A 24317-nucleotide genomic window follows, 5' to 3' on the forward strand; every position below is an offset into this window, starting at 1 on the left:
TTCACCCGTCTGCCGATTATCCCATCAGCCCATCACCCCATCAGCACATTCGCTCTTTGGCAGTCTGCCCGTTTTTCCGGAATTTCGCGTACTTTATTTAACTACATCTACCCTCATATGTGCGGAATCGTCGCTTACATCGGCCCTCGCGAAGCCTACCCCGTTATTCTGAAAGGTCTCAAAAGGCTGGAGTACCGCGGCTATGACAGCGCCGGCGTGGCTTTGCTGGACAAGGGCCTGAACGTATATAAGAAGAAAGGCAAGGTTGCCGAACTCGAGGAAAGCCTCGTGGGCAAGAACCTGCACTCCCATATCGGCATCGGCCACACCCGGTGGGCTACCCACGGCGAGCCGAACGACCGCAACGCACACCCCCACCTGTCGGCCTCCGGCCGGCTGGCGATGATCCACAACGGCATCATCGAGAACTATGCCCAGCTGAAGGAAGACCTTGCCCGCAAAGGCTACACCTTCAAGAGCGATACCGACACCGAGGTGCTGCTCAACTTCATTGAAGACATCCAGAACAACCTCGGCTGCCCGCTGGAAGAAGCGGTGCGCGTGGCCCTCAAGCGCGTCGTTGGCGCCTACGTGATCGTGCTTATGGACCAGGACAACCCCGACACCATCATCACGGCCCGCAAAGGCTCGCCGCTGGTGATCGGCATCGGCAAGAACGAGCACTTCCTCGCCTCCGACGCCTCCCCCATCATTGAGTATACGAAGGAAGTGGTCTATGTGAACGACTACGAGCTCGCCATCATCAAGGCCGATGAGCTCATTCTGAAGAACCTGGGCAACGAGCGCCAGACGCCGTTTATCCAGAAGCTCGACATGGAGCTCGCCGCCATCGAAAAGGGCGGTTTCGATCACTTCATGCTGAAAGAGATTTTTGAGCAGCCCCAGACCATTAAAGACTGCCTCCGCGGCCGCCTCGACGCCGAAAACGGCACCATCACCATGAGCGGCATCTCCAAGTACGCCGAGCAGCTGATGAACGCCAACCGCATCGTAATGGTCGCCTGCGGCACGAGCTGGCACGCAGGCCTCGTGGCGGAATACATTTTCGAAGAACTGTGCCGCATCAACGTGGAAGTGGAGTACGCCTCCGAGTTCCGCTATCGCAACCCGGTGATCCAGCCCGGCGACGTGATCCTCGCCATATCGCAGAGCGGTGAGACCGCCGACACGCTGGTGGCCATCGAAAACGCCAAGAAGCAGGGTGCCATCATCATGGGCATCGTGAACGTGGTCGGCTCTTCCATTGCCCGCCTGTCGGATACCGGCGCCTACACCCACGCCGGCCCCGAGATCGGCGTAGCTTCCACAAAAGCCTTCACCGGCCAGCTCGCCGTGCTCACCATGGTAGCGCTGAAGGTGGCCCTCGAAAAGGGCACCATCACCCACGAGCGCTTCCTGCAGTTGGTGCGGGAGCTCGACGCCATCCCGGAAAAAGTGGCTAAGATCCTCGAGCAGGACGACGCCATCAAGGCCCTCGCCGAGAAATACAAGGACGCGTCCAACTGCCTCTACCTCGGCCGCGGATACAACTTCCCCGTGGCCCTCGAAGGCGCGCTGAAGCTGAAAGAGATCTCTTACATCCACGCAGAAGGCTACCCCGCCGCTGAAATGAAGCACGGCCCGATCGCGCTGGTGGATGCCAACCTGCCGGTTATTTTCATCGCCACGAAGGATTCCTACCACGAAAAGGTCATCTCCAACATGCAGGAGATCAAGGCCCGCAAAGGCCGCGTGGTGGCCATCATCAACGAAGGCGACACGCAAAGCACGACGCTGGCCGACGATGTGATCGTGGTGCCCGAAACCGACGAGATCCTTGCGCCGATGCTGAACTGCATTCCCCTGCAGTTGCTGGCCTACCACATCGGTGTGGCCAAAGGCTTCGACGTGGATAAGCCGCGCAACCTGGCGAAGAGCGTGACCGTGGAATAAACCCGCACGCCGATAAACACCTATAAAAGAATACCCGTCGCCCAGCGACGGGTATTTTGCTAAAAAAAGGCATACCTGCGCCATCCGCGCGCTCTGCCTGCCCCGCCCGGTGGGCGTTCGGCGTTCGTTATTAACCCGACACTCGCTAATTTCGTCAGATGAACGACATCCGGAAGATCGCGCTGCCTTCGATCGGCTACGGCTTTGTAGACCCGAAGTACCTGCCCGAGGGCGCGGACGAATACTACCTCCGCAATATGCAGAACCGCAGCGGCATTGAGTACCGCAACCTGACGGCCTACGAGATCGAGGTGCTCGTGCGCAACAACAACCGGTCCGACGACTGGAACAAGATCCAGGTCTCGGATGCCTTCAACGCCGACCTCGTGCGCAACTGCAAGTTTTTCGGGCTGGTGCGCATCGGCAAACTGGAAAGCGTGGCCCTGCGCCACCACAACGTGACCCACCCCGTGGGCCTCTACAACAGCACCATCATCTCCTGCGACTTTGGCGACAACGTTGTTGTCGACAACGTGAAATACCTGGCCAACTACATTACGGGCAACGAAGTAATGCTGCTCAATATCGACGAGCTGCACACCACGCAGGCCGCCAAGTTCGGCAACGGCATCCTGAAAGACGGCGAAGACGAAAGCATCCGCGTGTGGCTGGAAGTATGCAATGAGAACGCCGGCCGCAAGATCATTCCCTTCAACGGGATGTTGCCCGGCGATGCCTGGCTCTGGGCCAAGTACCGCGCCGACGGCGTTCTCATGGAGCGCCTCAAGGAGCTGACGCAGCTGCGCTACGACGCCCGCCGGGGCTATTATGGCAAGATCGGCGACCGTACCGTGATCAAGAACACCAGCATCGTCAAGGACGTGTGGGTGGGCTCGGACGCGTATATCAAAGGCGCCAACAAGCTGAAAAACCTGACCATCAACTCCGCCCCCGACGCGATGTCGCAGGTGGGCGAAGGCTGTGAGCTGGTGAACGGCATCGTGGGCTACGGCTGCCGCATCTTTTACGGGGTAAAGGCCGTGCGTTTTGTAACGGCTTCGCATTCACAACTCAAATACGGCGCGCGCCTCATCAACTCGTACCTGGGCAACAATGCTACGATCTCCTGTTGCGAAGTGCTCAACTCGCTCATCTTTCCCGCGCACGAGCAACACCACAACAACTCCTTCCTGTGCGCTGCGCTGGTAATGGGCCAAAGCAATATGGCTGCCGGCGCCACCGTGGGCTCCAACCACAACAGCCGCGCCGCCGATGGCGAGATCGTGGCCGGCCGCGGCTTCTGGCCCGGCCTCTGCGTGAGCCTGAAGCACAATTCCAAATTCGCCTCCTTCGCCCTGATCGCCAAAGGCGACTACACGAGCGAGCTCAACATCCCGATACCCTTCAGCCTGATCTCGAACGACGAAAGCAACAACCGCCTGCAGGTGATGCCCGCCTACTGGTTCCAGTACAACATGTACGCGCTGGCCCGCAACGCCTTCAAATACGTGGACCGCGACAAGCGTACGCGCCGCAGCCAGTATATCGAATACGACTACCTCGCACCGGATAGTGTGAACGAGATCTTTACGGCCCTGCGGCTGCTGGAACGCTTTGCGGCCCTGCACACGCGCGGCGGCGACGCGGGCGGCCTTTCGGAAGAAGCGCTCGAGGCCGAAGGCAGCCAGCTGCTCCAGGAGGGCAAGCTCGATGCGAAGGCCGGTATCCGCGCCTATGGCTTTGAGAACAACGCCCGGCAAACGATCCTTACCAAAGTGCCTGAATCCTGGCGCATCTTCCGGCAGCTGATTCACTATTACGCCGGCATTCAGCTGCTCCAATGGTGGGAGGAAAAAGGATTCCGCTCCTTCGCCGACCTAAAGGCCACCCTTCCAGAAACCGTGGTGCGCGGCGACTGGCACAATGCCGGCGGCCAGCTGATGCCCGACACCTCCGTGCAAACGCTCATTGAAGGCGTCAAGAGCGGCGACTTCCGCAGCTGGAGCGAGGTGCATTCCTATTATGAATTGAACAGCGCATTATATCCCGAACAAAAGCGCAACCACGCGCTGGCGTCTTATTTCGAGCTGTGCGGCATCGACCGCGAAGGATTCGGGGAAACCGAGTTCCGGGAACTGCTCGGGCAGACGCTCGCCGTAAAGGAATGGATGGTCGCCGGCATTCGTAATGCGCGTGCGAAGGACTACGAGAACCCGTTCCGGAAAATGGTCTATGAAAGTGAAGCGGAAATGAACGAGGTTGTGGGCAAGCTCGAAGAAAACAGCTTTATCCGCCAGCAGGGCGAAGAGCTCTTGGCGCTGCGCCAGCAGGTTGCGCGCATCGTGAAGGAAGGCACCCTCGCAACAGCCTGATCCCGGACCTATATAAATGGAAAAGAGCCCTTCGTAAAGGGCTCTTTTCGTATCGTCAACCAACGAGAATTAGTGCTTCTCGGTAGAGGTCGTCGTCGTCGTCGAAGTGGTCTTCGTCGTGTCAACACCAGCTTTCATAGCGGTGTCGCCGGTTACGGGAGCAGCCATAGCCGTGTCGGGCGTTACGGGGGCAGTAGTAACGGTGGTCGTGTCAGCGTGTACAGTCGTGTCAGCGGTCGTCTTGTTTTCCGAGCTGCTGTTGCAAGCTACCAGGGTAGCGGCGATGGCGATAACGCCAAATACTTTTTTCATTTTGCGTAGCGGTTTTTAGTTAACTAATGGGCGCAAAGGTAATCGTCCGGGCGGATCTACCAAATGCGCGCCGCACTAATTTTTCCACAGCTATTTTTTGCGGAAGAAAATGCGTACCGGGACACCTGTGAAATCAAAATTCGAGCGCAGCTGATTCTCCAGGTAATTCTTGTACGGCATTTTTACTTCTTCGGGGAAGTTGCAGAAGAAGGCGAAAGAAGGAACAACCGTGGGCAGCTGCGTTACGTACTTGATGCGCAGCGTATGCCCGCGGATCACCGGGGCGTGGTAGGCCTCCACCGCCTTGAGCATCACGTCGTTAAGTTTAGACGTAGCGACCCGACGTTGGCGGTTTTCGTACACTTTCAGCGCCATCTCGATTGCCTGGTAGATGCGTACTTTATCCTTGGCCGAAATGAACAGAATGGGCACGTCGTTGAACGGTGCCAGGCGCTGCTTCAGCACTTTCTCGTAATCGCGGGCCGTATTGGTTTGCTTTTCAAGAAGGTCCCACTTATTGACCAGGACCACAAGGCCTTTACCCTTGCGGGCGGCGAGGCTGTAGATGTTGAGGTCCTGGGCAGCGATGCCTTTTTCAGCGTCGAGCAGCAGGAGGCACACGTCGGCTTCATCCACCGCCTTGATGGCGCGGATCACCGAGTAAAATTCGAGGTCCTCGTGCACCTTTGTTTTGCGGCGGATGCCCGCCGTATCGATCAGCACGAAATCTTTTTGGAAAAGGTTGTAGCGGGTGTGGATGGTATCGCGGGTGGTGCCGGCAATTTCGCTGACGATGGTGCGTTCGGCGCCCACCAGTGCGTTGAGCAGCGACGACTTGCCTACGTTGGGCTGACCGATGATGGCGAACTTGGGCACGGCGTCTTCTTCGACGTTTTCCTCTTCAGCGGGGATCAGCGCGGTCAGGTCATCGAGCAGGTCGCCGGTACCGGAGCCGCTGATGGCGGAAATGAAGTGCATACGCTCGAAGCCGAGGCTGTAGAACTCGGAGGCCTCCAGCATGCGGGCGTTGTTGTCTACCTTGTTCACTACCATTAACACGGGCTTCGTGCTGCGGCGCAGCAGGTCGGCCATCGACTCGTCGAGGTCGGTAGTGCCGGTGGCGGCATCCACCACAAAGAGGATAGCGTTGGCTTCGTCTACGGCGATGCCCACCTGCTTGCGGATCTCGCGCTCGAAGACGTCTTGGGAGTCGGGCACAAAGCCGCCCGTATCGATCACGTTAAATGTCTTGCCGTTCCATTCGGCGACCCCGTACTGGCGGTCGCGCGTCACACCGGGAATGTCTTCCACGATGGCTTTGCGCTGCTCAAGCAGGCGGTTGAAGAAGGTGCTCTTACCGACATTCGGCCGGCCTACGATTGCTACTGTAAAACCCATAACTCAATTTCAGATTTCAGATTCCAGATTCCAGATTCAATCTTAAATCCGACATCCGAAATCTGACATGTTTTAGTATCCGTATTCTTTTAACAACAAATCGTTCTCGCGCCACTTGGGCCGCACTTTTACGAAGAGCTCGAGGAAGATCTTCGACTGGAGAAACTTCTCAATCTCCGTGCGCGCCTCCGAGCCGATCCGCTTGATCATCTTGCCACCCTCGCCGAGAATGATGGCCTTCTGCGATTCGCGCTGTACCACGATGATGGCGCCGATCTTAATCAGCGTGCTCTTGTGCTTGAACTCCTGCACCAGCACGGTGGCCTCGTAGGGAATCTCGTCCTGCAGGTACTGGAAGATCTTTTCGCGCACCATTTCGGCCACGAAGAACTTCTCCGGCAGGTCGGTCATTTCATCTTCTGCATAGAAGGCCTCCCCTTCGGGCAGCAGCTCCGTGATGGCATCGAGCAGTGTAGGCACACCGTTGTGGGTGAGCGCCGACAGGGTTACGATCCGCTTCGCGTAGGGCTTGTCCTTGAAAAAGGCCAGGGCCTCCTCGAGCTTTTCCTTCTTCGCCTTGTCCACCTTGTTGAGCACAAGCACACAGGGCACCCGCAGGCGGAGGGCGGAAAAAAGAACGTCGTTCTCCTCGAGGTTGTCCTGCACGTCTACGAGCAGCACGGCCACGTCGGCGTCTTCAAGGGCACTTTTCACGGCACCCATCATCCGATCGTGAAGCTTATAGCGGGTTTCGCTGATAATGCCCGGCGTATCCGAGAAGATGATCTGGTAGGCGTCGGTGGTCAGGATGCCCTTGATGCGGTGGCGGGTGGTCTGCACTTTGGGCGACACAATGGCCAGCTTCTCGCCGATCAGGGCGTTCAGCAGGGTACTTTTACCCGCGTTGGGCTTCCCGAAAATGTTGACAAAACCGGCTTTCATCGGCGCAAAGGTAAGGCCATCGGCGCGGACGGTCCGTTAAAATGCCCTGCCGGCCGCAGTTGACGGCCCCATTCCGGCAGTTGGCGCAGGCTGCCGGGGTCATGTCCCGGCCACCGGGAGACCTTTACACCATGATCCAGCCAGACAACCTCCTACCCTATGCGCATCCCTCCGTTCCCGGCGGCATCCAGCAGCCGGGCACCCACGACTTCCAGGAGATCCTGGACGTGTGGGAAAACTCGGTGCGGGCCACCCACTACTTTTTAAAGGAAGCGGACATTTTGCTCTTCCGGGCGCTTATCCCCCAATACCTGGAGCTCGTTGACCTCTATTGTACCCGCGATGCCACGGGGGCCATTAGCGGCTTCCTGGGCGTCGCCGCCGCCAAGATCGAGATGCTCTTTATTCGCCCCGACCAGCGGGGCCTCGGCATCGGCGGTACGCTCCTGTCTTTTGCCCTACACCGGTTGGGCCTCCGCCGCGTTGACGTGAACGAACAGAACACGCAGGCCTGTGCCTTTTACCGGCATGCCGGGTTTACCGAGACAGGCCGCTCGGACAAGGACGGTATGGGCATGCCCTACCCCCTGCTGCACTTTACCTACGACGCCGGCACTGCCTGAACAGCGCAGTTGCAGGTGGATATAGTGCTCCTACGGAAAAAAGAAAGGCGCCCATTGGGCGCCTTTCTTTTGGATGGTTGTTTACACGAGGCTTTTCTTTTTCTTGTCGCCCGACAGCAGCCAGGCTACGACACCTACTACGGCCAGGGTGGTAGCCACTTTGCGTACCAGGTGCCAGGGGGCGTGCTTCCACTCGGCCTTCCAGCCGTGCTCGGCGAAGATGTTGGGAATAATCCCTTTGCTGAAATCGTCGAGGTAGCCCTCGATGACGTTCACTCGGTCGGCGAAGATGAGCGGCAGCCAATGGCCAAAAGACCCTTCGCTGTACTTGAACGCATAGCGGCGGATGGCGCCGCTGAGGCCCGAAGGCGGCGTAGAGGTGCCGAAGACCGCTGTCACGTTGGGTCGCTCGTTTGACTTCAGTACTTCTACGGAAAGCGGCTGCAGCGTAGGCCGGTCGTAATGGATCCGCTGGTGATCATCACCCGTATAGTGCTTCATCGGGTACGTCGGCTCATTCTCGGGGTCGGCGTCGATGCCCCAGCCGTTGATGTGCTTGTATTTTTCACGCAGGCTTTCGATGTCCTCTGCTGTTTTATGTACGTGTTCCATATGGAAAAGTTTATTGGTTTTTTGGTCTGTTGGTTTATTGGCAACCAGTACCTGCCAGCCAATAACCCAAACGGATTACTCACTATTCATTACGCAGCCGACGGGATGAGAATCGGCTTGATACAGTTGTCGCGCTTGGCCGAGAAGATGTGGTAGGCATCCGACACCTCCGCGAGCGGCACGCGGTGCGTGATAATCTCTTTGGGGTTGAGCCGCCCGGCCATCACGTGCTCGATCAGGCGCGGCAGGAGGCGTTTCACCGAAGCCTGGTTGGCACGGATCGTGAGGCCCTTGTTGACCACGTTGCCGATGGGCACCATGTTGAACGTAGGACCGTATACGCCTACAATGGAGATGATGCCGCCTTTCTTCACCGAGTTGATCGCCCACTGGAGCGCCGTGGCCGAACCCGCCTGCAGCATGCCTTTGCGACCCGTAAGCGTTTGCAACATGGAGCCGGCGGCCTCGCAGCCTACCGCGTCGATGCAGACATCGGCGCCGAAATAATCCGTGGTTTTTTTGATGAACAAGACGGGGTCAGCGATCGACTCAAAGTTGTACGCTTCGCACTGGGCATAGCGTCGCACGAAGTCTAGGCGATACTCCAGATGGTCGATGACGATCACGCGGCCGGCACCGAAGAGCCAGGAGCATTTGGCGGCCATGATTCCGATAGGGCCGGCGCCGAACACCACAACGGTGTCGCCGGGCTTGATGCCGGCCATCTCGGCAGCCTGGTAGCCCGTGGGCACCACGTCGGTCAGCAGCACGGCGTCGTCGAGGTCCATGCCCTCGGGAATAATAGTGGGGCCTACGTTCGCATAGGGCACCCGCACATACTCTGCTTGTCCGCCGTCATAGCCGCCCGCGGTGTGCGAATAGCCGAAGATGCCGCCGACCGCCGTGGCCTGCGTGTTCGATTCGTGGCAGTTGCCGAAGAGCTCCTGCTTACAGAAGGGACAGCTGCCACAGGCGATGTTGAACGGCACCAGCACCTGGTCGCCGACTTTGATGTGCGTTACTTCCGGTCCTACTTCTTCCACGACGCCGGTAAACTCGTGGCCGAAGGTCATGCCGACACGGGTATCGGGCACGAGGCCATGGTACAGGTGCAGGTCGGAGCCGCAGATGCAGGAGCGGGTGACGCGGATGATGGCGTCCTGCGGGTGAAGGATCTCGGGCATGGGCTTGTTGCGATCGGCGCGCACGCGGAAGGGCCCGCGAAAGTTCATTGCTAGCATGACAGATTTTGTTTTGTTATGAAATCACTCTTTGCGCGTGATGGAGCAGGCGGTTATTTCCGGTAAAAAGCATGCCAGTTAACTGGCATCCCTACGCGCAGATGCAGGCGGGAAGCCCATCCGCGCTGATTTCTTATTCCATGGCCACCACTAAGCACAATTGCTTAACGGCCCGAAAATCCGTGTGGATAGTAAAAAAAAGAGGGTACCTTTTCCTACGACTAAATGCAGCCCGCTGCCACTGCCATGAGTCTCCTGCTAAACCAGCCAACGCCTCCTGCCCAGGTACCCGACGGGTCGGCCGCCCCGCTACCCGCCTCATCCTATTATTATGCCCTAGAGCGCCTCGAGCGACGCCTCTTCGAGATGAATGCCGAAGGCACCCATGCCCTGCATGAACTGCTGCAGGCCTACATCTGCGGCATCGAAGAGATGCACCCCGGCATTCATTGCGTGCTGCTCCTGCGGCGCGGCCAGAAGCTGTACCCTTTTGCCTGCGGCAGCATAGCGTCGGGTTTTATGGACAGCCTCGCCGATGGGGTCGACATTGCCGACAACACCGGCACCTGCGGCACGGCCGCCTACCTGCGCCGCATGGTAGTGACCACCGACATCAGCAAGGACGCACGCTGGGACGCCTGGCGCGACCACGCGCTGGCCCACCAACTCCGCGCCTGCTGGTCCACCCCGATCCTCGATAACACCGGCGAAGTGGTGGCCACCTTCGGTATGTATTACCACGACGTTAAAGCACCCTCCTCGCTCGAAGAAAATACGATCCTCCGCGCCGTGCACCTGCTCCAGGTGCTCCTCGACAACCAGCGCCGCGCCGAGCAGCTCCACCTCTCGCATATGCGCTATGAGCTCCTCTCGCAGGCCACCCATGACGCCGTGTGGGACTGGGATATCGCCAGCGACAACTGCGATTACAACTCCGCCTTCGAAACCCTGTTCGGCTACGGCCGAGATCGTACGAAAAACGTCTGGTCGGACAACCTGCACGCCGACGACCGCGACCGCGTGCTTGGCGGCTTATTCCGGGCCCGTCAGGACCCGGCGGTCTTCACCTGGGAAATGCAGTACCGTTTTCACCGCGCCGACGGCCGCATCGCCAACGTGCTCGACCGCGCCTCGATCGTGCGCGACGGATCGGGGCAGGCAATCCGCATGGTGGGGGCGATGCAGGACATCACGCCCATCAAGGAAGCAGAGCTGGAACTGCAACATCTCTCGCTTATTGCCAAGGAGACGGTCAACGGCGTGATCATGACCGACGCGGAGGAGCGCATCACCTGGGTCAACAAGGCCTTTACCGACATAACGGGCTATACCTCCGCCGAGGTGCTGGGCCGGAAGCCCGGCGATGTGCTGCAGGGACCACAAACAAGGCCACATGACCGGCGCTGCGTGCGAAAGAGCCTCGCCGCCCGCGAGTCTTTTACCTGTGAAATGCTCAACTACAACCGGAGCGGCGCTCCCTATTGGGTGGAGATCAAGGGGCAGCCCGTGCGCAACCAGCGGGGTGAGCTGGAGTACTACTTCGCCATTCTTACCGACATCACTGAAAAGAAAAAGCTGGAGCAGCTGGTGATCGAAGAGAAGATCGAAGCGCAGAAGGAGATCGCCAAAGCCATCATCAACACCCAGGAGCTGGAGCGCAGCGAGATCGGCAAGGAACTGCACGATAATGTCAACCAGATCCTGACCACGGCAAAGCTGTACGTGGAGAACATCTCCTATTACCCCGCACAGGGCGCTGAATTCGTAGCGCGCAGCTGTGCGCTGCTGCAGCGCTCCATCAACGAGATCCGCTACCTCGCACGCCAGCTGGTGACACCGGTGCTGAACGATATCGGCTTTCGCGCCACCATCGACGAGCTGATTGCTCATTACCTGTCGCTGGGCACCTTTCATGTGGACTTCCGTTACAGCCTCGGTGAGCGCAAACTGCCGCGGGAGCTGCAACTTACCTTGTACCGAATAGTGCAGGAGCAGCTCAACAACATTGTCAAGCACGCCGACGCCACCAGCGTGGAGCTGACGATCGGGATTGATTCCGGTCACCTGCGGCTCGCCATCAGCGACAACGGCAAGGGTTTCGACCCGGGAAAGACGGCACGCGGCGTTGGCCTGAAAAACATCCGCAACCGTGCCGACGTCTACCATGGGCAGCTGCGCCTGCAGTCGGCGCCCGGTTCAGGTTGCCACCTCACCGTGGATTTTCCCGTTCCGCAAAAGGCGCGGGCGCAGCCTTCGCTGCGCTTCCCGGATAGCGACTAAGGCCACGGCACTGAAATTGAAGCGTCCGTAGTTCTACAATGCCTTCCATGCTCTTATTTTCCTTCGCTCCCTGGCTGGGCGCACTGTTCTGGGGTCTTCTGTCGGGATCGGCGCTGCTGCTGGGCGCGCTGGCCGGCTACTTCCGCAACGTACCGAAGCGCAGCATCGGGCTCATCATGGCCTTTGGAAGCGGTGTGCTCATTTCGGCACTGGCCTTCGAGCTGATGGATGAAGCCTACCGCAACGGTGGCTTCATTGCCGCCGCCTCCGGTTTCCTTGGTGGGGCGCTGCTTTATTCGGGGGCCAACTGGGTGTTGAGTCACCGCGGCGCGCGGCACCGCAAGCGCTCGGGGCCCCTGCAGCCCAATGAATCGCAACACCCCGGCAGTGGCACGGCCATCGCCATCGGCGCCCTCATCGACGGCATTCCCGAGTCGGTGGCCATCGGGCTCACGATGACCCATGGCGGTAGTGTGAGTATGGCCGCGGTGATCGCCATTTTCCTGAGCAACATTCCGGAGTCGCTGTCAAGCTCGTCGGGGATGAAAAAAGCGGGGCGATCGGCCCGGTACATCTTCACCATCTGGGGTGCCATCACGCTGCTCTCCGGGCTGGCCGCGGTTGCGGGCTATAGTTTTTTCAGCCAGCTTTCCCCGGGCTGGACGGCTTCTCTCATCGCTATGGCCGCCGGCGGCATTCTGGCCATGCTGAGCAGCACCATGATCCCCGAGGCCTACGAGGAAGCGCACGATTTCATCGGCATCGTTACGGTAATGGGATTCCTGGCGGCATTCTTCCTGAGTAAAATGGGCGGATAATCGTTGAACCGGCTGATAAAAACCCGGCGATCATGAAATGAGAAAAGCCTCCAAGAAGGAGGCTTTTCAGGTAGTTGCGAAGACAGGGATCGAACCTGTGACCTTCGGGTTATGAGCCCGACGAGCTACCGCTGCTCTACTTCGCGTTGCAAATATAGGAGCCTTTTCATTCCCACCAAAAAAAAGTCCTGTCTTTTTTGACAGGACTAAAAATTCTTTGAAACAAGAGGAACCCGACAGGTCGCGCAAGCATGGGCGGCGGGACAAAACGCAAAGCCCAAAACTCCAAACCGCAAACTGTTTTTACCCTCGCTTCTTGATGTCCGAACCGCCCGACTTGTGGCTTTCGGCCAGGGTGGCGCTGCCGCGGTAATAAACATCGGAGCCGCCGGAGGCAGAAGCCCGGATCTCGCGGTTGACGGTCACATCCACATCCGAGCCGCCGGAAGCGTCGGCCGTGCAGGAGTCTACGGTCAGATCGCCGCCATTGAAATCGGATCCGCCCGAGGCAGACACCTTCAGCACGGTTGCTGTGCCTTTGATGTCGACATCGGAGCCGCCGGAAATGCCGGCTTCAAGCGTGCCCTGCACTGCAACGGAGCCTTTGAAGTCGGCGCCGCCCGAAAGGTCGAGCCGCAGCGAAGGGCTGTGCAGCGTGCCGTCCACGAAGACGTCGGAGCCGCCCGAGGCGCTCAGCTGGTCGATCATTTTGGCGGAAACATAGGCCTTGAGGTTTTTGTTGTTGCCCCAGACCATACCCTTGTTGTCGTTCCATTCATACCAGATGCGGAGGACGCCGTTCTCGACCGTGGTGCGGATGCGGTCGCGGAGCTCGATCGAGCGGGCCGATACGGCAACGGCCTCGTCGCCTTCACTGAGGTAGAGATCGATGCCGGCCGACACACGGACACCGTGAAAAGCCGCAACGGTGCGCAACTGCGCCATGTCGTCGTGGATGGTCTTTTGCGCGGAGGCGCCGAGCGAGAGGGTCAGCAGGGCGCCGAAAAGGAGTTGTTTCATATTGGAATGCATTGTTTTCTGTGGATGAGACGAACGGGGTTAAAAAATGTTACAGCCGTTGGAGCGGCCGGTGTAAATTTGCGCCGACATCCTCGGGGTGCCTCCCCTCGCCGCGGCGAAGGGAAGCTGAGATCATACCCGTCGAACCTGATCAGGGTAATGCCTGCGCAGGGAAGGCTGAACACTTCCTGTTCCCCCCTCTCCTATTCGCACCCGCATTTCCCTTTCATTTAAAACCCGTTTCAAATGAAAAGGACTGCCATTTTTCTTCTCCTCCTGCCCGCCGCCGCCGGCGCCCAGGATCGGCCGGCCCCGCCGGCCGACACGCTCGAACTGCTGCCCGTAGAAGTACGGAGCACGCGTGCCTCGCAAAAAGCGCCCTTTGCCCGCACCGAACTGGGCCGCGCTGCTATTGAACGACAGAACCTGGGCCAGGACCTGCCCTACCTGCTGGCGCAAACCCCCTCCACGGTGGTCTCTTCCGACGCCGGCACAGGCATCGGCTACACCGGACTCCGCATCCGCGGCACCGACCTCACCCGGATCAACGTCACGCTGAACGGGATCCCCTACAACGACCCCGAGTCTCAGGGCGTGTTCTTTGTCGACCTCCCCGACTTCGCCTCCTCGCTCGGCTCCGTGCAGGTGCAGCGCGGCGTGGGCACCTCCTCCAACGGCCCCGGCGCCTTCGGCGCCAGCATCAACCTGAGCACCAACGAAGTGCGCAAGACCGCCTACGCGGAAGTATTCAACACCTTCGGGTCGTTCAACACCTGGCGCAACACCGTGAAGGCCGGCACCGGCCTGCTGAAAGATCACTTCACCGTAGACGCCCGCCTGTCGCGCATTTCCAGCGACGGCTTTATCGACCGCGGGAGCAGCGACCTCAAGTCCTACTACCTCTCCGGTGCCTGGCTCGGCACGCGCAGCAGCCTCCGGTTCAACGCGTTTTCAGGCAACGAAAAAACGTACCAGGCCTGGAACGGCATTCCCGAATACAAGCTCTTTTACAATGCCGACAGCCTGCTGACGCATTACTACAACAACCTGGGCTCGCTGTACTTCACGCCCGCCGATTCGGCCAACCTGTTCGGCGCCGACCCGCGCCGTTATAACGGGTACCTCTACGCGAACCAGACCGACAACTTCAAGCAGAACCATTACCAGCTCTTTTTAAACCATCGCCTCAACAGCGGCCTGGCACTCGGGGCAGCGCTCTTCCTGACGCACGGCGAAGGGTATTACGAGGAGTATAAATACGGTCAAAAATACAGCAGCTACGGGCTGCCTAATTACACGCTCGGCGGCAACACGCTTACCCGCACCGACCTCGTGCGCCAGCTGTGGCTAAAGAACGACCTCTATGGGGCAACTTTTTCTGCCGAATGGAAGCGCCGCAGCCTCGAGCTCACCTTCGGTGGCTCCTGGACGCGCTTCGACGGCCAGCATTTCGGCACGATCATCTGGGCGCAGCAAGGCGTGGACAAAGACCACGAATGGTACCGCTACCCGGCGCGAAAAGACGACGCCAACGTATACGGCAAGCTGGGTTATACGATCGCTAAAAACCTTTCTGCCCTTGTGGACCTGCAATACCGGAGTGTGAATCACCTGGTGCGCGGCACGCGGAAGTTTCCCGGGCTGCTGGTGAACCGGAGCTGGAATTTCTTCAACCCGAAGGCGGGTTTGCGCTATGAAGGCCGCGGCTGGAGCGCGTTTGCGTCGTATGCCGTGGGTCAGAAAGAACCCAACCGCACCGACTTTGAAACCGGCGCCGGCATCACCGATCCGCGCCCCGAAAAGCTCCATGATTTTGAGTTGGGCGCCGAACACCGGGGGGAGAAAGCGCAGTACGGCGTCAACGGGTATTATATGCGGTACAAAGACCAGCTGGTGCTTACGGGCAAACTCAACGACGTGGGCGACGCTATCCGCGTAAACGTACCGAAAAGCTACCGCCTCGGCATCGAGGCCTGGGGCGGCGGGCGCATCAACCGCTGGCTGTCGCTGCAGGGCAACATCACCCTCAGCCGGAACCGCCTCTCGACCTTTACCGACTACGTGGCGCGCTACGATGCCGCCTTCGACTTCACCGGCTACGACACACTGAACTTTTCGAATACGCCCATCGCCTTCTCGCCCGATCTCACGAGTGCCGCCACCGTGGTGCTGACGCCTGGCAAAGGACTCGAGTTTTCGCTTGTCAGCAAAAGCGTGAGCCGGCAATACCTCGACAACACCGGCAGCGAGCGCAAGCAACTGCGCGGTTATTTTGTACAGGACGCCGAGCTGCGCTACACCTTGCCCCTGCGCAAGGCTTCGCGGAGCGTCGAGCTGTTTGCCCGCGTCAACAACCTCTGGAACAGGAAATACGAATCGAATGGCTATACCTATTCGTATGTATACGACAACAACCTCGTTCGCGAAAACTTCTATTACCCGATGGCGGGAACGAATGTGCTTACGGGGCTGAACATCCGGCTATAAGTAATAAGTAATGAGTGCTTACGCCCGGTTACGACAAAGCCCCCGCCGTTGGCAGGGGCTTTGTTCTTTACTCATTCCTGATTACTTATGGCTCATTTCTGCACCGGGTACTTTTCCTGCCAGGCCAGGATACCGCCCACCAGGTTGTAGGTATGCTTGAATCCCAGCTGATCGAGCACCATGCAGGCCATCATGGAGCGGTGGCCGCTGCGGCACTGGATGATCACTTCCTCGTCCTTGAGGTCTTCGAGCTCGTCCACCTGCATCGTTTGGATCTTGCCCAGCGGGTACAGGCGGCTGCCGGCGATATTGCCTTCGGCGTACTCGTGGGGCTCGCGCACATCGATCAGGTTGATCTTTTCGCCGCGGTCCATTTTGGCCTTGAGCTCGTCTACGGTCATATTGTTCATATCAAAACGGGTTTATTGGGGTTGTTGATCGACCGGAGCGGCCGGCGGCGGCGCTGCCGACGTAGTGTCGATGCGTACCGGCGGGTTCGCATCGAGCCAGAGGTCTACCATCTGGCCCGGGCGGATGCGGAAGGCGCGGCCCTTGCTGTCGCGCACTTCAGGGCTTTGGCGCACCACGTAGGCAGCCAGGGAGTCGCGCACACCGGTAGCCACCACCGATCCGAGAATATAACCTTCGCTCTGAATGAGCGCACGGGCCTGCTCGTAGGTCATTCCCACAAACTGCGGCACCTCCTTGGCATCCATCCCTACGCCCGAGCCCACCACCAGGTCGATGGTGCTGCCCACGCGGATCTTACTGCCGGGGCTGATGGGATTGCCGTTGACGGTCTGCTCCAGCACGGTTCCCTTGGCAAAATCCGGACGCGAAGTGGTATCGCCAAGGCGCAGGCCCAAGTTGCGCAGCAGCATTTCGGCGTTGCGCAGGTTGTAGCCGCGCAGGTTGGGCATATCCACGTCGGGCGGGATCACGCGGTTGACGGTCAGGTACACGGTGCGGTTCACCTTCACCACCGCATCGGCCTCGGGCACCTGCTTGATGACGGCTGAAGGCGCTAGGGAATCATAGTACACCGAGTCCTGGATCACGTAGTCGAAACCGCCGGTTTCCAGCAGCTTTTCCGCTTCGGCGAGGGTCTTACCGGTAACGGCGGGCACGTTGCGCGCCACCCCATGACGGGTGATGCCGTTGAGCGATAGCACGAAAATGAGCAGCAGCAAGAGCACCAGCGCCAGCGCCCACAGCAGGTTTACCCAAAGGGGGCGGCCGGTGATATTGCGGTGAATGAATTGTTTCAAGACCGGGTTGGATTTGAGGGTGCAAGATAAGGATTCGCTTACGAGCGGCTCAGGCACTCCTCCAGCAGGCTGCCGTAAAAATCGGTAAGCGTCATCCCGGCGGCCCGCACCTGCTGCGGGATTACCGAAGCCTCGCTCTGCCCGGGCACGGTGTTGATCTCGAGCATATGGGGACCGGTTTCGTTATCGTAGATAAAGTCGATCCGCACCACGCCGCTGCAGTTGAACACCTCGTAAATACGGCGGGCGGCGTCTTCCAGCGCCTCCTTCCAGGCCGCATCGATGTCGGCGGGCGTCACCTCGGACGACTTCCCTTCGTACTTCGCCTCGAAGTCGAAGAACTCGTTGTGGGCAATAATCTCGGTGATGGGGAGCACGCGGATGGCGCCACCGGCCTTATAAACGCCGACGGTGAATTCGCGCCCGCTGATCATTTCCTCCACCAGCACCTGGTCGTCTTCGCGAAACGCCTTATCGAGTGCCGCTGCCAGCTGCGTGCCTTCCGACACCTTGCTCATGCCGATGCTGGAGCCACCGTTGTTGGGTTTTACAAATACGGGCAGCTGCAGCCGGCCAAGGATCTTGTTCACATCGTAGGGGGTGTGCTTGAACAGGTGCACCGACTTCGCCACCTGGATGCCGCCCATCGCGGCAACGGCCACCGTATAGCGCTTGTTGAAGGTGAGCGCCGATGTAGCGGCATTGCAGGACGTATAAGGCAGGCCGATCATATCGAAGTAGCCTTGCAGCTTGCCGTCCTCGCCGGGTGTGCCGTGCAGGCCCACGAAAACCGCATCGAACTGCACCAGCTCGGCGCCCAGCGTGAGGGTGAAGTTCTCGCGGTTCACCAGGGTCTTCTGGCCGTCTTCGTGCTCGAAGTACCAGCCGTTCGGGTTGATATCAATGGTATAGACGTCATATTTCGCTTTATCGAGGTGGTTGTAGATGGTGCGGGCCGACTTATAGGAAATCACGGCTTCGCCCGAATAACCGCCGGTGATCAGTGCGATCTTCTTCTTCATGCTTTCAAAACTAGGGAGAAAATGGCACGCAGATCGCGCGGATCACGGCGGATCAAAACAAAAGGCATCGCGTTGCGATGCCTTTCTCTTTCTGCGTGATCCGCGCGATCTGCGTTCGTTACAGATGGAGGCGTTCTTTTTTCTCCATCAGCTGCGCCACGGTTTCCTGGTACATTTCGTCGGGCACGCAGCAATCTACCGGGCAAACGGCCGCGCACTGGGGCTCTTCGTGGAAGCCCTGGCACTCGGTGCACTTGCTCGGAACGATGTAATAGGTATCGTTGGCGATGGGCGCGTTGCGCTGGCCGGCGTCGACGGTGCTGCCGTCCACGAGGATATAGATACCTTTCACGGAGGTGCCGTCGGAGATCGACCATTCGACGCCGCCTTCGTAAATCGCATTATTGGGGCACTCGGGCTCGCAGGCTCCGCAGTTGATACATTCGTCCGTTATCTTGATCGCCATAAAGTCGGTTTGAAGTTACTTTTGTGCGACAAAAATAAAGGGTGCTCATGAATTTGCAAGAACGGATTGACGGGCTCGTACGCCTCGGCGAGTATATGGGCAGCGACGATCCCCGGTGGGAAGCGGCAAAGCGCAAGGCGTATCTCGACAACAACTGGTTTACTGAAGACTACATCAATCTCTCCGTAAACAACATCCGCTCCGCCTTTCTCCGCCGCGAGGCCCTCGAAGCCCTGGCGGAGCGCTACGCCATTCCGCACCTCCAGCCCCATCCCAAAAAGGTCGGCCTCGTGTTGGCCGGCAACCTCCCGCTGGTGGGCTTCCACGACGTGCTCTGCACCTTTCTTTCCGGGCACAAAGCCTATATCAAGCTTTCCTCCAAAGACGCCGTACTCCTGCCGGCATTGCTTGCACAGGCGGTGGAAGAGGCGCCGGCGACCGCTGAGTTTCTCGTGCCCAGCGAGCGCCTGACCGGCTGCGACGCCTACATCGCCACCGGCAGCAACAACACGGCCCGCTACTTCGAACACTATTTCGGCAAACACCCGCACATCATCCGCCGCAACCGGACCTCCGTGGCCCTGCTTACGGGCGACGAAACCCCGGGCGAACTGGAAAAACTGGCAGATGACATTTGCCAATATTTCGGTCTGGGCTGCCGAAATGTTACCCAGCTCTGGGTTCCGAAAGATTACGACTTTAAACCGTTGTTAACGGCGCTCGACAAATACAAGGAGCTGGAGCACCACAATAAGTTCCGCAACAACTACGATTACAACCTGGCCGTACATATTCTCAACAACCATTTTTATATGACCAACGGGACGGTATTGCTGGTCGAAGCCGCGAGCCCCTTTGCCCCTATCAGCCAGGTGCATTACCAGCACTACGAAGACCGCGCGGCGGCCGCAGAAGCGCTCGGGGCGCGGGAAGACATCCAGTGTATCGTTGGTGCGGGCCATACACCTTTCGGCGGGGCCCAGTGCCCGGCGCTGGACACGTTTGCGGATGGGGTGGACACGATGCAATTCCTGCTTTCGCTGTAGCCCGAAAGAACTACGAAGGTCTTAGTAAATGTTTGTTAAACTGAACAGTCGGTATCGGAAAACGCGCCTCCCTATTGTTATTTTGTTGGGCAGAGGCATGCATTTTGACAGTAATTGATAACCCTATTCAATAGCACACTATGAAATGGAAGCAAGTATTGATGATCGTTGCGATTAGTGCTGCGACCACTTTCGGCAGCATCTTCGCGTACCAGAAGTTCCTGTCGCCGGAGCGTTACAACATCGGCTCGGCGGAAAAAGGACTTCCCGCCAACTACGCGGGCTTTTTCAATGGCAGCCCCGGCGGCGCCGAGCCCATCGACCTCACCAGGGCGGCCAACGCCGGCGTTCCGGCCGTGGTGCACATTAAGACCAAGATCCCCGCGAAAAAGGTCTCCAACAACATCCAGCGGCCCCGCCAGGGCAGCGGCTTCTTCGACGACTGGTTCGACGACCTCTTCGGCCAGGGCCCCAACGTGATCCCCGAGCAGCGCGCTTCCGGGTCGGGCGTCATCATTTCTGAAGACGGCTATATCGTGACCAACAACCACGTTATTTCCAACGGCTCCGACGGCATCGCCGACGAGATCACCGTGACCCTCCACAACCGCAAAACCTACAAGGCCCGCCTCATCGGCCGCGACCCGAGCTCGGACCTCGCCGTGCTGAAGATCGACGGCAACAAGTTTCCCTTCCTCGTTTACGGCAACTCCAACAACGTGCAGCTCGGCCAGTGGGTACTCGCCATCGGCTACCCGCTGACGCTCGAAACGACCGTTACGGCCGGTATCGTGTCGGCAACAGGCCGCTCCATCAACATCAACCGCCGCCAGAGCGAAACGCCGGTAGAGTCGTTCATCCAGACCGACGCCGCCGTTAACCAGGGCAACAGCGGTGGTGCGCTCGTGAATACCAACGGTGAGCTCATCGGCATCAACTCGGCGATTCTAGCCCCAACGGGTACCTACGCCGGTTACTCCTTCGCCATCCCCGTGCAGATCGTCAAAAAGATCGTGGATGATATCGTGCGCTTCGGCGACGTGCAGCGCGGCTACCTCGGCATCACTTACATTGCCACCGACGACCTGAGCGAAGAGCAGATGAAGGCCCAGGGCCTGCAGGTCAACCAGGACGGCGTACTGGTGTCGGGCGTTTCGTCTGATGGCGGCGCCTTTGCCGCCGGCATCCGCAAGGGTGATATCATTACGAAGGTGAACGGCGCGGGCGTCAACTCGGGCATCCAGATGAGTGCCCAGATTGCTTCCTTCCGCCCCGGCGACCAGGTGGCCGTTACCTACCTGCGCAACAACAAGGAGATGACCACGCAGGTAACGCTCAAGAAAAAAGGCGACGTGGTGACGCAGAATATCGGCAACCGCCTCGGCGCCGACCTCGCCACGCTCGACAAGACGAAGGCCCGCCAGTACGGCATTACCGGCGGCGTGGTGGTGGAAAAGATCACCGACGGCGGTGCGATCAGCAACACGCGCATGCAGCCCGGCTTCGTGATCACTTCGGTCAACGGCCAGGAAGTAGCCTCGGTGGAGCAACTGTCGCAGGTCATCGCTACCCTCAGCGACCCGCGAATCCGCATCGAAGGCATCTATCCCGGCTATGACGGGTCGTATACCTACCCGATGACGCTGGATCAGTAAAACAGTCGAACAAGGAATAGTGAATTTCGAAGGGAAGTCTGAATGGGCTTCCCTTTTTCATTGGACCAGCCCGCATCACCATTCCTTGTTCTGCGGTTCATGGTTCTTCTGGGGCCCAGTGCAGAAATTAGGGGTTATTATACCGTCGCTCAGCCGTAAATTGGAGCTCCTAAAATGCACATGTAATGAAACGTCTGGCATCTCTTACCCTGGTGGGCCTTTCCGCAGCCGCGTTGCTGGCCTTTACGCCGCCGGGTAACGACAAACCCAAGAAGAAAAAATTCATCGACCCGGCCAATATGGACCAGAGCGTCCGGCCCGGCACCAACTTCTACCAGTATGCCAACGGCGCCTGGCTGAAGAAGAACCCCGTGCCGCCTTCCAAAACGCGCTGGGGCTCGTTCAGCGAGCTGCAGGAAGAAAGCAGCCGCCGCCTCCGCACGCTGCTGGAGGAAGCCGGCAAGAACAGCGCGGATCCGAAGCTGCAAAAGGTGGGCGACTTCTACCTCAGCGGCATGGATACGCTGCGCCTGGAAACCCTGAGCTGGACACCCATCAAAGAAGACCTGCAGCGCATAGACGCCATCGGCTCGGCCAGCGACTTCCTCAAAGAACTTCAGTTGGAGCGCACCCAGGGCATGGGCAGCGGCCTGCTGTCGGCCAGTGTGGGCCAGGACCGCAAAAAGGTGGAGCAATACATTCCTTCCATCGGCCAGGGCGGCATCACGCTCCCCGACCGCGACTATTACCTGAAGAACGACAACCGCAGCACCACCATCCGGAATGCCTACCGCGACCACGTGGGTAAGATGTTCGGACTGATCGGTGAAGATGCCGCTACGGCCGCCCGTCACGCAGACGCGGTGCTGCGCATCGAAACGGCCCTAGCTAAGGCGCAATACGCCCGCGTGGAGCTGCGCGATCCGTACAAGAGCTACAACAAATACGCGGTAAAAGACCTCGCCCTGCTTACCCCCGGCATCGACTGGGGCTGGATGCTGGACCAGGCGCGCATTAAAGGCGCCGACAGCGTGATCGTGAGCAATCCCAACTACCTCCGCACGGTAGACGTGTTACTCTCCGCCTTACCCATCGACGACTGGAAGACCTACCTGAAGTGGAACACGCTGAACAACACGGCGGCCTACCTCAGCACCGACTTCCGCACGCAGGACTTCAAGCTGCGCCAGGTGCTCAGCGGCCAGAAAGAGATGACGCCCCGCTGGCAGTTTGTAAGCGGCCTCGTAGACCAGCAGCTCGGCGACCAGCTCGGCCAGCTCTATGTTTCCCGCTACTTCAAGCCGCAGGCCAAGCAACGCATGCTCGACCTGGTAAACAACCTGCAGGAAACCTTCGCCGGTCGCATCCGCGGTCTTTCGTGGATGAGCGAGGCCACGAAGACCCGCGCACTGGAGAAGCTCAACGCCTTCGCCAAAAAAATCGCCTACCCCGATAAATGGAAGGACTACAGCAGCATCAGCATCGACAAGGGCGACCTGCTGGGCAACGTGCGCCACGCCGCACAATGGCGCTACAACGAGATGGTGGGCCGCATGGGTAAGCCCGTTGACCGCACCGAGTGGGGTATGACGCCGCCCACGATCAATGCCTACTACAGCCCGAGCAACAACGAGATCGCCTTCCCCGCCGGCATCCTGCAGTTTCCCTTCTTCGACTTCGCGGCCGACGATGCCATCAACTACGGCGGCATCGGAGCCGTAATCGGCCACGAGATTACCCACGGCTTCGACGACTCGGGCCGCCAGTATGCCGCCAGCGGCAACCTGAGCGACTGGTGGACAAAGGCCGACGCCGACCTGTTCAAGGAGCGCGCTGACCAGGTAGTAGCCCAGTACAACGGCTTTACCGTGCTCGACACCGTGCACGTGAACGGCAAGCTGACCCTCGGCGAGAACCTCGCCGACCTCGGCGGTCTCAGCATCGCTTACGAGGCATTTACCAAAACGAAGCAGTTCAAAGACGGCAAGAAGATCGACGGCTTCACGCCGCAGCAGCGCTTCTTCCTGAACTGGGCCCAGGTATGGCGAAGCAATTCCACTCCCGAAGCGCTGGCCCAGCAGGTGCTCACCGACCCGCACTCGCCCGGCGAGTACCGCGCCAACGGCCCTGTGGTGAACATGGACGCCTGGTACGCGGCCTTCAACATCCAGCCCGGCGAGCCCATGTACAAGGCTCCGGAAGCCCGGATCCGCATCTGGTAATCGATCCGTATTATTACAGGAAGGGCCTCCATCGCGGAGGCCCTTTGTTTTTACCGGTGCCGTGTAAGCGCACCGGGATTGTTTCGCTATATTAGCAATATCAAATTTTTTAAACCAAAACCGTTCTTTATGGGCTTTGTAAAAGAATTCAAAGAGTTCGCCTTAAAGGGAAATGTAGTCGACCTGGCTATTGCCGTTATCCTCGGTGCCGCTTTCGGCGCCATTGTCACCTCGCTGGTGGAGAACATTATCACACCGCTCATCCTGACGCCGGCGCTGCAGGCGGCGCACCTCAGCGACATCGAGCAACTCTCCTGGGGAGCGGTAAAGTGGGGCAAATTCGTGTCGGCCGTGCTCAACTTCCTGATCGTTGCGCTGGTGCTGTTCCTGGTGATCAAGGGCATCAACCGCATGAAGCGCCGCAAGGACGCTCCCGCCGTTGACGCACCCAAACCTCCGGAATATTCCCTGCAGGAAAAGCTGCTGATGGAGATTCGCGATGCGCTTTCGCGCAACAAATAATGTCTGTTGAATCGTACCAAATGAATAAGGAGAATCTCCCGGTCCAGGGCGATGCTCC

At 59.0% G+C, this 24317-nt stretch carries 20 protein-coding genes, 1 tRNA gene and 1 riboswitch; of the genes, 10 read left to right on the forward strand and 11 right to left on the reverse strand.

All coding sequences use genetic code 11. The annotated features are described in order from the left end of the window. Positions 1-117: 117 nt before the first annotated feature. Together glmS and E0486_RS03625 are read left to right on the forward strand one after the other, a co-directional pair. Positions 118-1953, forward strand: coding sequence for a glutamine--fructose-6-phosphate transaminase (isomerizing) (gene glmS / locus E0486_RS03620; protein WP_131850774.1), 1836 nt, complete (start codon positions 118-120; stop codon positions 1951-1953). Positions 1954-2111: 158 nt separating this feature from the next. Beyond that, positions 2112-4325: a DUF4954 family protein gene (locus E0486_RS03625; protein ID WP_131850775.1), complete on the forward strand. Its 2214-nt coding sequence runs from the start codon at positions 2112-2114 to the stop codon at positions 4323-4325. Positions 4326-4394: 69 nt separating this feature from the next. On the opposite strand, the gene E0486_RS03630 is transcribed toward E0486_RS03625, so the two are convergent. The 3 genes from E0486_RS03630 to era all read right to left on the reverse strand — a co-directional run bounded on the left by E0486_RS03630 (position 4395) and on the right by era (position 6977). Next, positions 4395-4637: a hypothetical protein gene (locus E0486_RS03630; protein WP_131850776.1), complete on the reverse strand. Its 243-nt coding sequence runs from the start codon at positions 4635-4637 to the stop codon at positions 4395-4397. A gap of 90 nt (positions 4638-4727) precedes the next feature. Further along, entirely contained in the window at positions 4728-6035 is a 1308-nt protein-coding gene (gene der, locus E0486_RS03635; RefSeq protein ID WP_131850777.1) for a ribosome biogenesis GTPase Der, read from the reverse strand. Between the two features lie 72 nt (positions 6036-6107). Further along, a complete protein-coding gene (era, locus tag E0486_RS03640) occupies positions 6108-6977 on the reverse strand; it encodes a GTPase Era (protein ID WP_131850778.1) in 870 nt (289 codons plus the stop codon). A 131-nt stretch (positions 6978-7108) separates the two neighbouring features. Between era and E0486_RS03645 the strand changes: the two genes are divergently transcribed. Beyond that, positions 7109-7600, forward strand: coding sequence for a GNAT family N-acetyltransferase (locus E0486_RS03645; protein ID WP_131850779.1), 492 nt, complete (start codon positions 7109-7111; stop codon positions 7598-7600). An 81-nt stretch (positions 7601-7681) separates the two neighbouring features. Here the strand turns inward: E0486_RS03645 and E0486_RS03650 are convergent, their stop codons facing one another. Together E0486_RS03650 and E0486_RS03655 are read right to left on the reverse strand one after the other, a co-directional pair. Beyond that, a complete protein-coding gene (locus E0486_RS03650; RefSeq protein ID WP_131850780.1) occupies positions 7682-8212 on the reverse strand; it encodes a hypothetical protein in 531 nt (176 codons plus the stop codon). 89 nt (positions 8213-8301) lie between these two features. Beyond that, the gene (locus E0486_RS03655; RefSeq protein ID WP_131850781.1) at positions 8302-9453 is read right to left on the reverse strand and encodes a zinc-dependent alcohol dehydrogenase; all 1152 of its coding nucleotides are present in this window, start codon (positions 9451-9453) and stop codon (positions 8302-8304) included. Positions 9454-9699: 246 nt separating this feature from the next. Between E0486_RS03655 and E0486_RS03660 the strand changes: the two genes are divergently transcribed. Together E0486_RS03660 and E0486_RS03665 are read left to right on the forward strand one after the other, a co-directional pair. Further along, a complete protein-coding gene (locus tag E0486_RS03660) occupies positions 9700-11733 on the forward strand; it encodes a PAS domain S-box protein (RefSeq protein WP_165917178.1) in 2034 nt (677 codons plus the stop codon). A 47-nt stretch (positions 11734-11780) separates the two neighbouring features. Next, positions 11781-12551, forward strand: coding sequence for a ZIP family metal transporter (locus E0486_RS03665; protein WP_131850783.1), 771 nt, complete (start codon positions 11781-11783; stop codon positions 12549-12551). 74 nt (positions 12552-12625) lie between these two features. Here the strand turns inward: E0486_RS03665 and E0486_RS03670 are convergent. Beyond that, a tRNA-Met gene (locus E0486_RS03670) sits at positions 12626-12697 on the reverse strand. A 157-nt stretch (positions 12698-12854) separates the two neighbouring features. Continuing rightward, positions 12855-13571, reverse strand: coding sequence for a head GIN domain-containing protein (locus tag E0486_RS03675; protein ID WP_165917179.1), 717 nt, complete (start codon positions 13569-13571; stop codon positions 12855-12857). An 83-nt stretch (positions 13572-13654) separates the two neighbouring features. Further along, positions 13655-13762: riboswitch (TPP riboswitch) on the forward strand. 55 nt (positions 13763-13817) lie between these two features. Here E0486_RS03675 and E0486_RS03680 point away from each other — a divergent pair. Continuing rightward, positions 13818-16058, forward strand: a complete 2241-nt coding sequence (locus E0486_RS03680) for a TonB-dependent receptor (RefSeq protein WP_131850785.1) — start codon at positions 13818-13820, stop codon at positions 16056-16058. Positions 16059-16150: 92 nt separating this feature from the next. Here the strand turns inward: E0486_RS03680 and E0486_RS03685 are convergent, their stop codons facing one another. The 4 genes from E0486_RS03685 to E0486_RS03700 all read right to left on the reverse strand — a co-directional run bounded on the left by E0486_RS03685 (position 16151) and on the right by E0486_RS03700 (position 18814). Next, positions 16151-16468: a rhodanese-like domain-containing protein gene (locus E0486_RS03685; protein ID WP_131850786.1), complete on the reverse strand. Its 318-nt coding sequence runs from the start codon at positions 16466-16468 to the stop codon at positions 16151-16153. 12 nt (positions 16469-16480) lie between these two features. Beyond that, a complete protein-coding gene (locus tag E0486_RS03690) occupies positions 16481-17326 on the reverse strand; it encodes a PASTA domain-containing protein (protein WP_243697368.1) in 846 nt (281 codons plus the stop codon). A 38-nt stretch (positions 17327-17364) separates the two neighbouring features. Further along, entirely contained in the window at positions 17365-18348 is a 984-nt protein-coding gene (locus tag E0486_RS03695) for a D-alanine--D-alanine ligase (RefSeq protein WP_131850787.1), read from the reverse strand. A 118-nt stretch (positions 18349-18466) separates the two neighbouring features. Beyond that, positions 18467-18814, reverse strand: coding sequence for a 4Fe-4S dicluster domain-containing protein (locus E0486_RS03700; protein WP_131850788.1), 348 nt, complete (start codon positions 18812-18814; stop codon positions 18467-18469). 47 nt (positions 18815-18861) lie between these two features. On the opposite strand from E0486_RS03700, the gene E0486_RS03705 reads away from it, so the two are divergent. From E0486_RS03705 to mscL, 4 genes are all read left to right on the forward strand, one after another. Next, complete coding sequence (locus E0486_RS03705) at positions 18862-19860, forward strand: aldehyde dehydrogenase family protein (protein ID WP_131850789.1); 999 nt, start codon at positions 18862-18864, stop codon at positions 19858-19860. A 140-nt stretch (positions 19861-20000) separates the two neighbouring features. Next, positions 20001-21515: a trypsin-like peptidase domain-containing protein gene (locus E0486_RS03710; RefSeq protein WP_131850790.1), complete on the forward strand. Its 1515-nt coding sequence runs from the start codon at positions 20001-20003 to the stop codon at positions 21513-21515. Between the two features lie 185 nt (positions 21516-21700). Next, on the forward strand, positions 21701-23737 hold the full coding sequence (locus E0486_RS03715; protein ID WP_131850791.1) for a M13 family metallopeptidase: 2037 nt from the start codon (positions 21701-21703) through the stop codon (positions 23735-23737). A 129-nt stretch (positions 23738-23866) separates the two neighbouring features. Beyond that, positions 23867-24259 carry a large conductance mechanosensitive channel protein MscL gene (gene mscL / locus E0486_RS03720; RefSeq protein ID WP_131850792.1) on the forward strand — a complete coding sequence of 131 codons (393 nt, stop codon included), beginning with the start codon at positions 23867-23869 and terminating at the stop codon, positions 24257-24259. Positions 24260-24317 lie beyond the last annotated feature (58 nt).

The organism is Flaviaesturariibacter aridisoli (assembly GCF_004343705.1).
Lineage (GTDB): Bacteria > Bacteroidota > Bacteroidia > Chitinophagales > Chitinophagaceae > Flavisolibacter > Flavisolibacter aridisoli.

Bases quoted from the DNA above. Each gene is read 5' to 3' on its own strand.
- glmS (WP_131850774.1), top strand. From the start codon at position 118: ATGTGCGGAATCGTCGCTTACATCGGCCCTCGCGAAGCCTACCCCGTT.
- E0486_RS03625 (WP_131850775.1), top strand. From the start codon at position 2,112: ATGAACGACATCCGGAAGATCGCGCTGCCTTCGATCGGCTACGGCTTT.
- E0486_RS03630 (WP_131850776.1), bottom strand. From the start codon at position 4,637: ATGAAAAAAGTATTTGGCGTTATCGCCATCGCCGCTACCCTGGTAGCT.
- der (WP_131850777.1), bottom strand. From the start codon at position 6,035: ATGGGTTTTACAGTAGCAATCGTAGGCCGGCCGAATGTCGGTAAGAGC.
- era (WP_131850778.1), bottom strand. From the start codon at position 6,977: ATGAAAGCCGGTTTTGTCAACATTTTCGGGAAGCCCAACGCGGGTAAA.
- E0486_RS03645 (WP_131850779.1), top strand. From the start codon at position 7,109: ATGATCCAGCCAGACAACCTCCTACCCTATGCGCATCCCTCCGTTCCC.
- E0486_RS03650 (WP_131850780.1), bottom strand. From the start codon at position 8,212: ATGGAACACGTACATAAAACAGCAGAGGACATCGAAAGCCTGCGTGAA.
- E0486_RS03655 (WP_131850781.1), bottom strand. From the start codon at position 9,453: ATGCTAGCAATGAACTTTCGCGGGCCCTTCCGCGTGCGCGCCGATCGC.
- E0486_RS03660 (WP_165917178.1), top strand. From the start codon at position 9,700: ATGAGTCTCCTGCTAAACCAGCCAACGCCTCCTGCCCAGGTACCCGAC.
- E0486_RS03665 (WP_131850783.1), top strand. From the start codon at position 11,781: ATGCTCTTATTTTCCTTCGCTCCCTGGCTGGGCGCACTGTTCTGGGGT.
- E0486_RS03675 (WP_165917179.1), bottom strand. From the start codon at position 13,571: ATGAAACAACTCCTTTTCGGCGCCCTGCTGACCCTCTCGCTCGGCGCC.
- E0486_RS03680 (WP_131850785.1), top strand. From the start codon at position 13,818: ATGAAAAGGACTGCCATTTTTCTTCTCCTCCTGCCCGCCGCCGCCGGC.
- E0486_RS03685 (WP_131850786.1), bottom strand. From the start codon at position 16,468: ATGAACAATATGACCGTAGACGAGCTCAAGGCCAAAATGGACCGCGGC.
- E0486_RS03695 (WP_131850787.1), bottom strand. From the start codon at position 18,348: ATGAAGAAGAAGATCGCACTGATCACCGGCGGTTATTCGGGCGAAGCC.
- E0486_RS03700 (WP_131850788.1), bottom strand. From the start codon at position 18,814: ATGGCGATCAAGATAACGGACGAATGTATCAACTGCGGAGCCTGCGAG.
- E0486_RS03705 (WP_131850789.1), top strand. From the start codon at position 18,862: ATGAATTTGCAAGAACGGATTGACGGGCTCGTACGCCTCGGCGAGTAT.
- E0486_RS03710 (WP_131850790.1), top strand. From the start codon at position 20,001: ATGAAATGGAAGCAAGTATTGATGATCGTTGCGATTAGTGCTGCGACC.
- E0486_RS03715 (WP_131850791.1), top strand. From the start codon at position 21,701: ATGAAACGTCTGGCATCTCTTACCCTGGTGGGCCTTTCCGCAGCCGCG.
- mscL (WP_131850792.1), top strand. From the start codon at position 23,867: ATGGGCTTTGTAAAAGAATTCAAAGAGTTCGCCTTAAAGGGAAATGTA.